This window comes from Xenorhabdus vietnamensis, from assembly GCF_002127535.1.
Classification (GTDB): domain Bacteria; phylum Pseudomonadota; class Gammaproteobacteria; order Enterobacterales; family Enterobacteriaceae; genus Xenorhabdus; species Xenorhabdus vietnamensis.
Genome location: NZ_MUBJ01000023.1, coordinates 43,249 through 57,265 on the forward strand (window position 1 = coordinate 43,249; position 14,017 = coordinate 57,265).

General features: G+C 44.0%; 12 protein-coding genes. 9 read left to right on the forward strand and 3 right to left on the reverse strand.

Features of this window, described 5'->3' with window-relative positions:
• Positions 1 to 126: 126 nt before the first annotated feature.
• A complete protein-coding gene (gene argE / locus Xvie_RS16630) occupies positions 127 to 1,284 on the reverse strand; it encodes an acetylornithine deacetylase (RefSeq protein WP_086110300.1) in 1,158 nt (385 codons plus the stop codon).
• Between the two features lie 116 nt (positions 1,285 to 1,400).
• On the opposite strand from argE, the gene argC reads away from it, so the two are divergent.
• From argC to oxyR, 5 genes are all read left to right on the forward strand, one after another.
• The gene (argC, locus tag Xvie_RS16635; protein ID WP_086110301.1) at positions 1,401 to 2,405 is read left to right on the forward strand and encodes an N-acetyl-gamma-glutamyl-phosphate reductase; all 1,005 of its coding nucleotides are present in this window, start codon (positions 1,401 to 1,403) and stop codon (positions 2,403 to 2,405) included.
• 99 nt (positions 2,406 to 2,504) lie between these two features.
• Positions 2,505 to 3,278, forward strand: a complete 774-nt coding sequence (gene argB, locus Xvie_RS16640; RefSeq protein WP_086110302.1) for an acetylglutamate kinase — start codon at positions 2,505 to 2,507, stop codon at positions 3,276 to 3,278.
• 52 nt (positions 3,279 to 3,330) lie between these two features.
• Entirely contained in the window at positions 3,331 to 4,569 is a 1,239-nt protein-coding gene (locus Xvie_RS16645) for an argininosuccinate synthase (RefSeq protein WP_086110303.1), read from the forward strand.
• 74 nt (positions 4,570 to 4,643) lie between these two features.
• Complete coding sequence (argH, locus tag Xvie_RS16650; protein ID WP_086110304.1) at positions 4,644 to 6,029, forward strand: argininosuccinate lyase; 1,386 nt, start codon at positions 4,644 to 4,646, stop codon at positions 6,027 to 6,029.
• An 87-nt stretch (positions 6,030 to 6,116) separates the two neighbouring features.
• Positions 6,117 to 7,034, forward strand: coding sequence for a DNA-binding transcriptional regulator OxyR (oxyR, locus tag Xvie_RS16655; protein ID WP_086110305.1), 918 nt, complete (start codon positions 6,117 to 6,119; stop codon positions 7,032 to 7,034).
• Here oxyR and sthA read toward each other — a convergent pair.
• Positions 7,026 to 8,423: a Si-specific NAD(P)(+) transhydrogenase gene (sthA, locus tag Xvie_RS16660; RefSeq protein WP_086110306.1), complete on the reverse strand. Its 1,398-nt coding sequence runs from the start codon at positions 8,421 to 8,423 to the stop codon at positions 7,026 to 7,028. The genes oxyR and sthA overlap by 9 nt on opposite strands.
• 208 nt (positions 8,424 to 8,631) lie before the next feature.
• Here sthA and fabR point away from each other — a divergent pair, with 208 nt between their 5' ends.
• Both fabR and Xvie_RS16670 read left to right on the forward strand, forming a co-directional pair.
• Complete coding sequence (fabR, locus tag Xvie_RS16665) at positions 8,632 to 9,294, forward strand: HTH-type transcriptional repressor FabR (RefSeq protein ID WP_086110307.1); 663 nt, start codon at positions 8,632 to 8,634, stop codon at positions 9,292 to 9,294.
• A gap of 21 nt (positions 9,295 to 9,315) precedes the next feature.
• Positions 9,316 to 9,693, forward strand: a complete 378-nt coding sequence (locus Xvie_RS16670; protein WP_086110308.1) for a YijD family membrane protein — start codon at positions 9,316 to 9,318, stop codon at positions 9,691 to 9,693.
• A gap of 82 nt (positions 9,694 to 9,775) precedes the next feature.
• Here Xvie_RS16670 and trmA read toward each other — a convergent pair whose 3' ends face one another.
• Positions 9,776 to 10,879 (reverse strand): tRNA (uridine(54)-C5)-methyltransferase TrmA, encoded by a 1,104-nt coding sequence (trmA, locus tag Xvie_RS16675; protein WP_086110319.1) that lies wholly within the window; start codon positions 10,877 to 10,879, stop codon positions 9,776 to 9,778.
• Between the two features lie 210 nt (positions 10,880 to 11,089).
• Between trmA and btuB the strand changes: the two genes are divergently transcribed.
• Both btuB and murI read left to right on the forward strand, forming a co-directional pair.
• A complete protein-coding gene (gene btuB / locus Xvie_RS16680; RefSeq protein WP_086110309.1) occupies positions 11,090 to 12,928 on the forward strand; it encodes a TonB-dependent vitamin B12 receptor BtuB in 1,839 nt (612 codons plus the stop codon).
• Positions 12,873 to 13,754, forward strand: a complete 882-nt coding sequence (gene murI / locus Xvie_RS16685; RefSeq protein ID WP_086110310.1) for a glutamate racemase — start codon at positions 12,873 to 12,875, stop codon at positions 13,752 to 13,754. Before btuB ends, murI begins: the two co-directional genes overlap by 56 nt.
• Positions 13,755 to 14,017 lie beyond the last annotated feature (263 nt).

A 14,017-nucleotide genomic window follows, 5' to 3' on the forward strand; every position in this document is an offset into this window, starting at 1 on the left:
AAATAGCCAGTTGCTTATTGAGGCATATTGGATGTTGATGGTATCAGGTTAACTAATTGAATATAGTAAAAAAACCCCGATGTACTCACCGAGGTTATGTTACTTGCCAAGGTTATATAGTGATAGTCAATCGGCACTCAAACAAAAGTGCTCCACAAGCTGTGAAAGTAGTTTTCTTGTAGGCTCAATAAACGTCATATCCAAAAATTCATCAGGTTGATGTGCTTGTTCAATCGACCCCGGCCCCAAGACCAATGTTGGGCACAATTCCTGAATAAAAGGTGCTTCCGTACAGTAATTGACGGTATCTGCTTTCGTTCCCAAGAGTTTTTCAATTACGCCAACCAGTTTGTGATCTGTTGGACACTCATAACCCGGTATAGGAGGATGAAGTTCTGTCACGTTTAGGCGACCGGGCCAGCGCTGTTTTACGGGTTCCAATGCGTCATTCAGCAATCCATTCAAATCCTGCAAGGTCAATCCGGGAAGCGGGCGGATATCCATATGCAGTTCACAGCAGGCACAAATGCGGTTTGCGGCATCACCACCGTGAATATGACCGAAATTCATGGTTGGGTAGGGGATGACGAAAGCTGGGTTGTGATAGCGTTCTTGTAAGATATTGCGTAGTTTTATTAGCTGGGTAATGGATTCGTGCATCAGATCAATGGCATTGACGCCCCGGGCCGGATCGCTGGAGTGCCCTGATTTTCCTTCAATGCGGATCGCTTGGGCCATATGCCCCTTATGGGCACGGATTGGCTGTAATGATGTGGGTTCGCCAATGATCGCAAAATCAGGCCGAATATGGGTATTGGCAGCAAAGTAACGCGCCCCTGCCATTGATGTTTCTTCGTCAGCGGTAGCCAGAATATAAAGGGGGTGAGAGAGTTTACTGGCATCAATATCCCGCAGCGCATCAACAATAAAGGCAAAGAAGCCTTTCATGTCTGCTGTCCCAAGCCCATATAACTTGCCATCGCGTTCGGTCAGCGTGAATGGATCTTGTGTCCAGCGCCCCGCATCAAAAGGAACGGTATCTGTATGTCCGCATAGTAGTAAACCACCCGAACCACTGCCCAGTGTTGCCAGCAGATTGAATTTCCCCCGGGTTTCAGGGACGGGTTGAATTTCAATGGAAAACCCGATCTCTTTTAGCCATTCTGCCAGCAGAGTGATAACAACTTCATTGCTTTGATCTAGCTCAGAATCGGTTGCGCTGATAGAAGGAGCCGCAATGAGCTGATGATATAATTTAATAAAAGATGGTAATTTAAGATTCACTGTTGACAGCCCTTACTCATAATAGTATCAATATTCATTCAAATTTATTGCATATAAATGCAGTGAGATAGTTGGACTAATACTATTGGATTAATACTATAAGGTGAATAAATCCTATGCTGAATACGCTGATAGTTGGTGCCAGTGGTTATACCGGGGCTGAGTTAGCAGCATATCTGCAACGTCATCCCCATGTCCATCTCTCCAACTTGATGGTTTCTTCTCAAAGTTCAGATGCGGGGAAATGTTTTTCAGAACTTCATCCACAATATAAAGGTATTCTTGATTTGCCCTTACAGCCGCTGACCGATGTGACTGAGGCGGCGAAAGGAATTGATGTGGTCTTCCTCGCTACGGCTCATGAAGTCAGCCATGACATTGCGCCAGTATTTCTGGAGGCGGGCTGTATTGTGTTTGATTTATCTGGTGCCTATCGCGTACAAAATACACAGTTTTATGAAAAATACTACGGGTTCAAACATAAAAATGCTGAGTGGCTGGAGCAAGCGGTGTATGGACTGGCAGAATGGCAGGCAGAGAAAATCAAGCAAGCACAATTGATTGCAGTGCCCGGCTGTTACCCTACCGTTTCCCAACTTTCCTTGAAACCGTTGCTTGAACAAAATTTATTAGATACAGAACATTGGCCTGTGATCAATGCTGTTAGTGGTGTCAGTGGTGCTGGACGGAAGGCATCTATCACAAATAGCTTTTGTGAAATTAGTTTGCAGCCTTATGGGGTTTTTAACCATCGTCATCAGCCTGAAATCGCCACACATTTAGGTACAGAGGTGATTTTTACCCCTCATTTGGGCAATTTCTCACGCGGTATTCTTGCCACAATTACCTGTAAATTAAAGCCTGGTGTGACAGAAGTACAAATTAGAGAGGCTTATCAGCAGGTATATCATGATAAGCCGTTGGTGCGTTTATACAATAACGGGGTTCCCGCGTTGAAAGCCGTGGTTGGTTTGCCATTCTGCGATATTGGTTTTGCTGTTCAGGGGCAGCACCTGATCATCGTAGGTGCTGAGGATAATTTGTTGAAAGGGGCAGCAGCCCAAGCAGTGCAGTGCATGAATATTCGTTTTGGCTATGAAGAAATTCTGGCATTGCTTTAATTTTGAATGACTAAATTTTTTAATGATTGAATTTCTAATAACTGAATTCCGAAAAATGAAGATTCCTACAGATTCTAATACCGACAGAGGATAAATCCGATGGAGCCGCTAGTTATCAAGTTGGGTGGTGTGTTGTTAGACAGTGAAGAGGCACTAGAACGGTTATTTACTACATTACAGTTATACCGAAAGACACATAAACGTCCGCTGGTTATTGTGCACGGCGGTGGCTGCTTGGTTGATGAATTGATGCAGCAATTGCAAATGCCGGTTGTGAAAAAACAAGGTTTGCGAGTTACGCCTGAAGACCAAATCGACATCATTACTGGGACATTGGCCGGAACAGCCAATAAAAAATTGCTGGCGTGGGCAACAAAGTATCGTTTGCCTGCCATCGGATTATGTCTGGGGGATGGAGGGACAGTTAAGGTTTCTCAACTTGATAAAGAATTCGGTCACACTGGGAAGGCGCAACCAGGAAAGCCTGATCTCCTGAAAATTTTGCTGGATGTGGGCTATATGCCGATTATTAGTTCAATCGGTATTACTGAACAGGGCGAGCTGATGAATGTGAATGCAGATCAAGCTGCTACTGCCATCGCGCAAGTGCTTAATGGGGATTTGATCTTGTTGTCTGATGTCAGCGGTATTCTGGATGGAAAAGGGAAAAAAATCCCAGAAGTCACGAAAGAGAAGATCGAGCAGCTTGTCGATCAAGGCATTATCACCGATGGCATGATTGTCAAAGTGCATGCAGCGTTGGAAGCGGCAAAAACACTTGGACAGCCAGTGGATATCGCGAGTTGGCGACATGCAGATCAGTTGATTGCGTTATTTAATGGCATACCCATTGGTACACGAATTTTGGGTTGATTGAGAACACGGCCTTTTGGCTGAGATAAATAAAATTAAAAAGGTTATCCCTATGACTATTACTTCTATAACTACAACTACAACTACAAACATTAAAAAAATCGTTCTGGCATATTCAGGTGGTTTGGATACATCCGCCATTATTCCGTGGTTGAAAGAACATTATGGCAATTGTGATGTGATTGCGTTTGTAGCTGATGTCGGCCAAAGTCGTGAAGATTTGGAAGGAGTGGAACAGAAAGCATTGCGTTCTGGTGCTTCCGAATGCCATGTCGTCGATCTGCGTGAGGAATTTATCAAAGAATATGTTTATCCCGTACTGAAAACTGGCGCTCTATATGAAGGAAGTTATCTGCTCGGTACGTCAATGGCTCGTCCAATCATTGCAAAGGCACAGGTTGAATTGGCTCTGAAAGTGGGGGCTGATGCTGTCGCTCACGGTGCAACAGGCAAAGGCAATGATCAGGTTCGGTTCGAAAGTACTTATACTGCATTAGCACCACATCTGAAGGTTATTGCTCCATGGCGGGAATGGGAGCTGCGCTCCCGTGAAGCGCTGCTGGATTATTTGAAAGTTCGTGATATCCCGACAACCGCAACGCTAGAAAAAATCTATAGCCGTGATGAAAATGCATGGCACATTTCAACTGAAGGCGGGGTTCTGGAAAGCACATGGAATGCTGCTAATAAAGATTGTTGGGTGTGGACTGCAGAACCCGAAGAGGCTCCTGATGAGCCAGAATATGTCACGGTGACGGTTGAAAGCGGTGAGGTGATTGGCGTGAATGGTCAGGTGTTGTCACCGTACCAATGTCTGAATGCGTTAAATGAGTTGGGAGCCAGGCATGGTATTGGCCGAATCGATATCGTGGAAAACCGTCTGGTAGGTATGAAATCCCGTGGTTGTTACGAAACTCCGGGGGGAACGATTATGATGGAGGCATTGCGTGGTATCGAGCAATTGGTTTTGGATCGCGATAGTTTCAAATGGCGTCAACAGCTGGGGCTGGAAATGTCTTATGTTGTTTATGATGGCCGTTGGTTTGCACCATTGTGTCAATCCATTCAAGCGGCAGCAGAAGTATTAGCGGCTGGTGTCAGCGGTGAAGTTATTCTGAAACTTTATAAAGGTACGGTAACAGCAGTGCAGAAAAAATCAGCCAATAGCCTCTATTCTGAAGAGTTCGCTACTTTTGGGGAAGATGCTGTTTATGATCATAGCCATGCAGAAGGATTTATTCGCCTCTATTCGCTATCTTCACGCATTCGGGCATTGAACAGCAAAAAATAATTTTTTGGTAATCAATTTAATTTATTGGCAATAAATATATTGCCAATAAATAGATAGAGAACAGGAACGATATTATGGCACTTTGGGGCGGGCGTTTCAGTCAGGAAGCCGATCAGCGGTTCAAGCAATTTAATGATTCACTGCGTTTTGATTATCGCTTGGCGGAGCAGGATATTATTGGCTCGGTTGCATGGTCAAAAGCATTGGTTACAGTGGGAGTATTAACTGCCGAAGAGCAGCAAAAGCTGGAACAGGCTTTAAATGAGTTACTGGATGCTGTGCGAGCTAACCCCAAAGCTATTCTGCAAAGCGATGCGGAAGATATTCATAGCTGGGTAGAAGGGCAACTTATTACGAAAGTGGGGGATTTGGCTAAGAAACTCCATACGGGGCGTAGCCGTAATGATCAGGTTGCGACTGATCTGAAGTTATGGTGCAAAGATCAGATCGTTCATATTCTGGAAGTATTGGGCGAGTTGCAACAAGCTTTGGTGTTCACTGCTGAAAATAATCAAGATGCGGTAATGCCGGGTTATACCCATTTGCAGCGGGCGCAACCCATCACTTTTGCCCATTGGTGTTTGGCCTATATGGAAATGCTTAGCCGTGATGAAGATCGTTTGCAAGATGCGCTAAGACGGTTGGATGCCAGCCCGTTGGGATGTGGTGCACTGGCAGGAACAGCTTATGATATTGATCGTGAGCAATTGGCTTCGTGGTTAGGTTTTTCCTCAGCAACACGCAATAGTCTGGATAGCGTTTCTGATCGTGATCATGTCTTGGAGCTGCTGTCAGGTGCGAGCATTAGCATGATCCACCTTTCGCGTTTTGCTGAAGATTTGATTTTCTTTAATAGCGGAGAGGCCGGATTTGTTGAGTTATCGGATCGGGTAACTTCTGGTTCTTCCTTGATGCCACAAAAGAAAAACCCTGATGCATTGGAACTTATCCGTGGCAAATGTGGACGAGTTCAGGGGGCATTAACGGGTATGATGATGACTCTGAAAGGGCTGCCTCTCGCTTACAATAAAGACATGCAGGAAGATAAGGAAGGCTTGTTTGATGCATTGGATACTTGGTTGGATTGTCTGCACATGGCGATACTGGTGCTGGATGGCATTCAAGTAAAACGTCCCCGTTGTGAGGAAGCGGCAAAACAGGGATATGCCAATGCGACCGAATTGGCGGATTATCTGGTGGCAAAAGGTGTTCCATTCCGTGAGGCGCATCATATTGTTGGTGAAGTCGTTGTTATGGCAATTGACAAAGGCAAGGCGTTGGAAGAGCTTTCCCTGCTTGAATTGCAGAAATCCAGTCATGTTATTTCTATAGATGTTTATGATGTTTTATCGCTGCAATCCTGTCTGGACAAACGTCTGGCAAAAGGTGGTGTAGCGCAAAAACAAGTGAAGCAAGCGATTGCTCAGGCGAAGCAGCGATTTAGGCAAAAACATCAATAATCACAAGCGATTGATAGTTTTTTCTCCTCGTGGATATAATGATTTATTGATCAATACTATCATTGATATCAAATGCTGAGGTTGGGAATGAATATCCGCGATCTAGAATACCTTGTAGCACTTGCTGAATACCGGCATTTTCGCCGAGCGGCTGATTCTTGTCATGTCAGCCAACCGACACTGAGCGGACAAATCCGTAAGCTGGAAGATGAGCTTGGCGTGATGCTGCTGGAACGCACTAGCCGCAAGGTATTATTTACCCAACAGGGTATGTTGCTGGTGGAACAGGCTAAAACCGTATTGAGAGAAGTAAAAGTTTTGCAGGAAATGGCTTCCCTTCAAGGTGAAAGTATGTCCGGGCCGTTGCATATCGGTCTTATTCCGACAATCGGCCCTTATCTCCTACCACTTATCATTCCTGAACTGCACAAATTGTTCCCCAAATTGGAAATGTACCTGCATGAGGCACAGACCCAAAACTTGTTGGCACAACTCGATAGTGGAAAGCTTGATTGCGCCATTTTGGCACAGGTGAAAGAAACCGAAGCATTTATTGAAATGCCGTTGTTTGAAGAACCCATGAAGTTGGCGGTGTATGAAGAACATAAATGGGCCGGGCGAGATAAAGTTAAAATGAGTGAGCTATCCGGTGAGAAGTTATTGATGCTGGAAGATGGACACTGTTTGCGTGATCAGGCGATGGGGTTTTGTTTTCAGGCGGGAGCCAAAGAAGACACTCATTTTAGAGCGACTAGCCTGGAAACGCTGCGTAATATGGTCGCAGCGGGCAGTGGGATGACATTATTACCAGATTTGTCGGTTCCGAATGAAAGAAGCCGTGATGGGGTTTGCTATCTGGAATGTTATGAACCGGAACCCAAGCGATCCGTCATATTGGTTTATCGTCCCGGCTCACCTCTGCGTGGTCGCTATGAGCAATTAGCAGAGGCGATTCGGACTAAAATGGGTAATTATTTTGCAGTACTCGGAAAAATATCAAAATAATCGATTTAGCCCATTGAGTGCCGCAACTCGGTAGGCTTCCGCCATTGTTGGATAATTGAAGGTAGTATTAACGAAATATTCGATATTATTGCCTTCACCTTTTTGTTCCATGATGGCTTGACCAATATGAATGATCTCTGCGGCACGCTCGCCAAAACAGTGGATACCTAAAATCTGTTTTGTTTCACGGTGGAACAGGATCTTGATACTGCCAACGTTCATGCCAGCAATTTGCGCTCTTGCCAGATGTTTGAATTGAGCGCGTCCTACCTCATAAGGGATTTTCATTGCGGTCAATTGCTGTTCTGTTTTGCCAACTGAGCTGATTTCAGGAATGGTATAAATTCCTGTTGGGATATCTTCCACCAGATACAGACTAGCACTGCCTGTCGTAATCGCTTTTGCAGCAATCCGCCCCTGATCATAGGCTGCGGAAGCCAAGCTAGGATAGCCAATAACATCGCCAACTGCGTAGATGTTTTCATTGCTGGTCTGGTAGACGCGATTGACTTTCAGTAAGCCTCGGCTATCTGTTTCCAGCCCGACATTTTCTAAACCTAGTGTGTCTGTATTACCTGTTCTGCCATTGGCATACAGCAGGCAATCCGCTTTGACTTTCTTGCCGGATTTCAGATGAACAATTACACCATCATCAACACCTTCAATCTTTTCATATTCTTCGTTGTGGCGGATGACAGTGCCACTATTCCAGAAATGATAGGAGAGGGCATCAGACATTTCTTGATCAAGAAAGGACAGAAGATGATCACGGGTATTGACCAAATCTACCTTAACCCCCAACCCCCGGAAAATAGAGGCATATTCACAGCCAATCACCCCTGCGCCATAAATAATCACATGGCGTGGTTCGTGATCCAGTTGCAGAATAGTATCGCTGTTATAAATACGGGAATGGGTGAAGTCGACATCAGGAGGGCAGTAAGGACGGGAGCCAGTGGCAATGATTATTGTGTCTGCACTTAAGATATCAACACTATCATCGGCATAACGAACACTTACCCGATGTTCATCAATGAAAGTTGCTTCGCCTGCGAACATTCGGCAACGGTTGCGTTCATAAAACCCTTGGCGCATCTTGGTTTGCTGGTTAATAACGACTTCAGCATGGCGCAGGATTTCTGAAAACGAGGAGCGAAGAATGCGGGAGTTATCACTGTAGAGGGGGTTTTGATTAAATTCAATAATACGGCTAACGGCATGGCGGAGAGCTTTCGACGGTATTGTGCCCCAATGAGTACATCCACCACCGACATTATTGTAACGTTCTATAACAGCAACGCTTTTGCCTTGTTTCACCAACCCCATTGCTGCTCCTTCCCCTCCGGGACCGGAGCCAATCACAATGGCATCAAAATGAGTATGTTGCATAGAGGAAAGACCTGTTTTTACACAAAATAACAACTCTATCTTAACATTACTTAATGTAATAACCCAATGACCATACGGTTTTTATCTCACTGTTATAGAAATAAGATAGGAAAACATCGAATAATATCTTTAAGAGAACAATCACAGCAAACCTAACAGAATCTGTTATATTTGCCTGATTACAGAGTCGAGATAGATCAGGATTGTTGTGAGTAACGTAACCGGAGTAAGAGCAAAACAGAAAGAAAAAACCCGTCGCTCCCTGATTGAAGCGGCATTCAGCCAACTTAGTGCTGAACGCAGTTTTACAAGCTTGAGCCTACGAGAAGTGGCCCGGGAAGCTGGTATCGCACCAACTTCTTTTTATCGACATTTTCGGGATGTGGATGAATTAGGGCTGACAATGGTGGATGAAAGTGGTTTGATGCTGCGTCAATTAATGCGTCAGGCACGTCAGCGCATTGCAAAAGGTGGTAGTATCATCCGTACTTCGGTTTCAACATTCATGGAGTTCATTGGCAACAATCCCAACGCGTTCCGGCTGTTGCTGCGCGAACGCTCCGGCACATCAGCTGAATTTCGTGCGGCTGTAGCACGAGAAATCCAACATTTTATCGCTGAATTGGCAGACTATCTTGAACAAGCTAGCCATATGCCGCGTCATTTTACTGAAATACAAGCCGAAGCGATGGTGACAATTGTATTCAGTGCAGGTGCAGAAGCATTGGATATTGATGAAGAAAAAAGGCGTCGCCTGGAAGAACGTTTAGTTTTACAACTCCGTATGATTTCCAAAGGTGCCTATTATTGGTATCGTCGTGAGCAAGAAAAAAATACTGTCCCTAAAACGATCCCTAAAACCTCTGAATAAGAATGAAAGGAGAATAATACGATGGAACAATACCGCCAAGATAAAAGCACGATGCTGCTGGCTCTTATCGTTGGAATGGCAACACACGGAACTTTTTCAGCATTTTTCAATTCATTTGTGCCTTTTTCTATTTTCCCTATTATTGCCCTGGCACTTGCTCTGTATTGTCTCCATCAACGTTATTTGAATTACCCAATGGCAGAAGGATTGCCAAAACTGGCTATGGGATGCTTCTTCTTAGGTATGTTCATGTACAGCGCATTCATCCGGATGAAATATCCAGAAATTGGTTCTAATTTCTTGCCAGTCGTTATTAGTACTGCCTTGGTATTTTGGATCTATCTAAAGATGAAAGGGCGCAAGCAGCAAGCAATGCTGATGTCAGAAAGTCAAAGCTGATCGTTGTTCTCAAGAACAGTCCAATAAAAAACGCCATAAGTATTAGCTCTGTGGCGTTTTTTTAAGCCTCGTTTATTGACGATTATGTTCTTTGTTCCAGTAGTACGCCGCATTCCATATGGTGGGTATAAGGAAATTGATCAAAGAGTGCCAGTTTGCTGACTTTGTGAGTTTGGGTCAGTATTTCCAGATTTTGGCAGAGTGTCTCTGGATTGCAGGAAATATAAAGAATGCGAGGATATGCTTGAACCATTTTGATTGTTTCTTCATCCAGACCACTGCGTGGCGGGTCAACAAAAATGGTTTCACATTGATAATTGCTTAAATCGATTCCTTGCAGGCGATTGAACTCTCGCTCTCCATTCATTGCCTGTGTAAATTCTTCTGCTGACATGCGGATAATCTGCACATTATCAATCTGGTTTGCTGCGATATTAAATTGGGCAGCAGCAACTGAAGGCTTGGCAATTTCTGTCGCCAGTACCCGATCAAAGTTTCGGGCCAGTGCCAGAGAAAAATTGCCATTACCACAATACAGTTCGAGTAAATCACCTTTGGAATTTTGGGTGCAATCAATCGCCCATTCCAACATATGAATATTGATGCTGGCATTCGGCTGCGTAAAGCTATTCTCAACTTGACGATAAATCATGGTCTTACCTGCAATAGGCAACTCTTCATCTATATAGTCATGGTCGAGCATAATCTTGGTTTTTGAAGCTCGCCCAATAAGCTGGACATCAAATCCTGCTGCGATTAGTTGAGCACGCAGGACGGCTGCATGTTCACGCCATTCATCACCCAATTTTTTGTGGTAAAGCAGGGAAACAATGATTTTGTTACTGCGGGTGGAAAGATAATCTACCTGAAACAGCTTGTGACGTAATACTGGCTTATCTTTTACGCCAGTAATGATGGCTTGCATCATTTTATTAATTAGCTGATTGGCAACTGGAAATTGATCAACACGGATACGCTGTTTGGTCTGCTGATCAAACATAATGTGGTAGAGGTCATCTTCCTCATGCCAGATACGGAATTCTGCTCGCATCCTGTAATGTGATGCAGGGGAACGGAAAAATTCAGGCTCAGGTGCGCTAAAGGGGGTCATCATTCCTTTTAGGCGATGGACCTTCTCCATCAATTGATTTTCATAATCTTCCGTTGGCAAGACATTCTGCATTATCTGATTCTCGTATGGTCGCGTTAAGAAAAATTTCCGAGCGGCATTGTAGGGGAAGTGCAAAGGATGTCCAGTTTTCTGGTTTATTAGCCTCTTTTTTTGATAGGGAGGCATTCTGGACACGCTAAGGCCTTCATCGTAGCATGACTCTTTAGAGTTAATTACATAATAGATATTTAGCTAGATACCACTCATATTCTCATCACAAATCTTATGACAAATAAAAAATATATTCTGTTATCTGCTGCGTTTGTGGCGGTATTTTCTGGCTGGAGCCATTTTGCAGCTGCTGATAATCAAGATCCGCTGGTGGTTACTGCCAATCGCTTTAAGCAGCCGATTTCTTCAGTTTTAGCACCAATGACAGTAGTGACGCGCGAGGATATAGATCGCTGGCAATCTAATAATCTGGTTGATGTTTTGCGACGCTTACCTAGTGTTGATATAGCTCAAAATGGCGGGATTGGACAGAGCTCATCTTTATTTGTGCGTGGTACAAATTCAAGTCATACACTGGTGCTGGTGGATGGGATTCGTTTGAATCAGGCAGGTATTACCGGAGCCGCCGATTTTAGCCAGATCCCGATTTCAATGGTGCAAAGGATAGAATATATCCGTGGTGCGCGTTCTGCCGTATATGGCTCTGATGCGATTGGGGGAGTGATTAATATCATCACAAAGCAAGCACAACGGGGAACAACACTGAATGCAGGGTTAGGCTCGAATGGATACCAAAACTATAATGGCTCGACACAGCAAAAACTCGGCGAGAATACTTTATTGACTACAGCTGCAGGTTATACCTATACCAAAGGGTTTGATGTGATAGTTGATGGTAAAACAGGAGGATATCGTCAACCAGATCGTGATGGTTTTATGAGTAAAATGCTGTGGCTGGAAATAGATCATGAAATAAATGAGCAAATTAGTGGATTTGCTCGAGCCTATGGCTTTAATAACCGGACGGCTTATGATGCATGGAGCGTTGGCGATACGGATACTCGCGAGCTCTTCAATCGTACTTATGATGCTGGTATTCAATTTAATCAAGGCATTTATTCTTCTCAACTCATTGCTAGTTACAGCCATGTCAAAGATTACAATTATTTCCCTAAGCACGGGCGTTATGGCAAAAGCTCCAGTTTAAGTGATTCGAAACAATACAATGTCCAATGGGGAAATGCATGGCAGGTTGGCTATGGTGCAATCAGCAGTGGGATTGATTGGAAAAGAGAATCGGTTACAGCAGGCTCTAATAACATTCCTGTACAAAAAGATGTTGATAATATGGGGTTATATTTAACTGCACAGCAAAAGGTTCAGAATGTTATTTTAGAAGGCGCGGTGCGTTCAGATCATCATTCTGAATATGCATGGAATACTACGGGGCAAGTCGGTGTCGGTTGGGAGTTTATTGATGGTTATCGTTTTATCACTTCGTATGGAACGGCATTCAAGGCTCCAACTCTGAATCAGCTTTATAGTAAATGGGGAAATGAAAATCTTGCACCAGAAAAAAGCAAGCAATGGGAAATCGGAATTGAAGGGTTGAGTGGGCCACTGAATTGGCGTTTATCTGCTTATCATAACGATATTGAACAATTGATAAATTTCGCCGATAACCGTTATGAAAATATTGGTAAGGCAAGAATAAAAGGTGCCGAATGGACAGGAACAATGGATACCGGCATATTCCAGCATCAGCTTACATTGCAGTACGTTGATCCACGTGATGGCGATAATAAACAATTAACCCGCAGAGCTAAACAGCAAGTTAAATACCAATTAGATTGGGAAGCCTTTAATGTCGATTGGGGAATAACTTACCAATACATTGGTCGGCGTTATGATCAGGACTATAATGCATATCCTCCGAAGACAGTGAGATTAGGTGGCGCTAGTATATGGCATATCAACGCCTCATATCCAATCACAGACCACCTTACAATCCGTGCTAGAATAGCTAATCTGTTTGATAAAAATTATGAGACAGCCTATGGCTATCGAACCCCAGGAAGAGAGTACTACCTTACTGGCAGCTACAACTTCTGATTTGTACAAGACCTCTGATTTAAACAAAACTGCCCGTCCAACGATTCTGGTTTTTGATTCCGGGGTGGGTGGTTTGTCTGTCTATCAAGAGATTCGGAAACTCTTGCCGGATCTCCACTATATATATGCATTTGATAACAAAGCATTCCCTTACGGCGAAAAAAGTTCGGAAGTGATTATAGAAAGGGTCGTTCAGGTTATTGATACGATACAGAAAAAACACCCTTTGGCGATTGTCGTTATTGCTTGTAATACTGCCAGTACAGTCAGCTTGCCCGCCTTGCGCGAACGTTTTTCTTTCCCTGTTGTTGGCGCTGTGCCGGCGATCAAACCCGCTGCGAAGCTAACCTGTAATCGTGTTGTAGGATTATTGGCGACACGTGCTACAGTGAAACGCAACTATACAAAAGAATTAATAGCAATGTTCGCTACGAATTGTCAGATGCATTTAATTGGCTCTGCTGAATTGGTCGAATTAGCTGAGCGAAAATTACATGGCAAGGATGTTCCACTAGAAGAGTTAGAGAAGATACTAAAACCGTGGCTGAAAATGAAAGAGCCACCTGATACTGTCATTTTGGGTTGTACTCACTTTCCTCTGATAGCAGAAGAACTTTCACAAGTTTTACCAAATGGAACAAGATTAATTGATTCGGGAGCGGCAATTGCCCGCAGAACTGCATGGTTGATCAAGAATAGGGAAGATTTGTTTTTAACAACAACGGATAATTTGGCATATTGCACAAAAATAGAGCCAGCAAGCGAAGAGCTGAAACCTGTTTTACGCGAATTAGGCTTCCTAACGCTGGAAAAACTAGCAGGTTGAGTGCAATTCGATGCAATAATCATCAGTTGGTAATTTTTTTCAAAAAAACTATTGTCACCGCCGTAAAACTCCCTATAATGCGCCACCACTGACCGACGCTGAGCTGAGACACGCCGCGGCGGGCAGCGAAGAAAAGCGAAAATAAGCGCTTGACTTCGGAGGCGAAAAGTGTAAGATACGCAGCCTCGCAACCCGGAGGACTTTCCGGTTGCCATTGCTCTTTAACAAATTAATCAGACAATCTGTGTGGGCACTCGCAGGAC

Bases quoted from the DNA above. Each gene is read 5' to 3' on its own strand.
- argH (WP_086110304.1), top strand. From the start codon at position 4,644: ATGGCACTTTGGGGCGGGCGTTTCAGTCAGGAAGCCGATCAGCGGTTC.
- Xvie_RS16670 (WP_086110308.1), top strand. From the start codon at position 9,316: ATGGAACAATACCGCCAAGATAAAAGCACGATGCTGCTGGCTCTTATC.
- argB (WP_086110302.1), top strand. From the start codon at position 2,505: ATGGAGCCGCTAGTTATCAAGTTGGGTGGTGTGTTGTTAGACAGTGAA.
- Xvie_RS16645 (WP_086110303.1), top strand. From the start codon at position 3,331: ATGACTATTACTTCTATAACTACAACTACAACTACAAACATTAAAAAA.
- murI (WP_086110310.1), top strand. From the start codon at position 12,873: ATGGCTATCGAACCCCAGGAAGAGAGTACTACCTTACTGGCAGCTACA.
- sthA (WP_086110306.1), bottom strand. From the start codon at position 8,423: ATGCAACATACTCATTTTGATGCCATTGTGATTGGCTCCGGTCCCGGA.
- oxyR (WP_086110305.1), top strand. From the start codon at position 6,117: ATGAATATCCGCGATCTAGAATACCTTGTAGCACTTGCTGAATACCGG.
- argC (WP_086110301.1), top strand. From the start codon at position 1,401: ATGCTGAATACGCTGATAGTTGGTGCCAGTGGTTATACCGGGGCTGAG.
- btuB (WP_086110309.1), top strand. From the start codon at position 11,090: ATGACAAATAAAAAATATATTCTGTTATCTGCTGCGTTTGTGGCGGTA.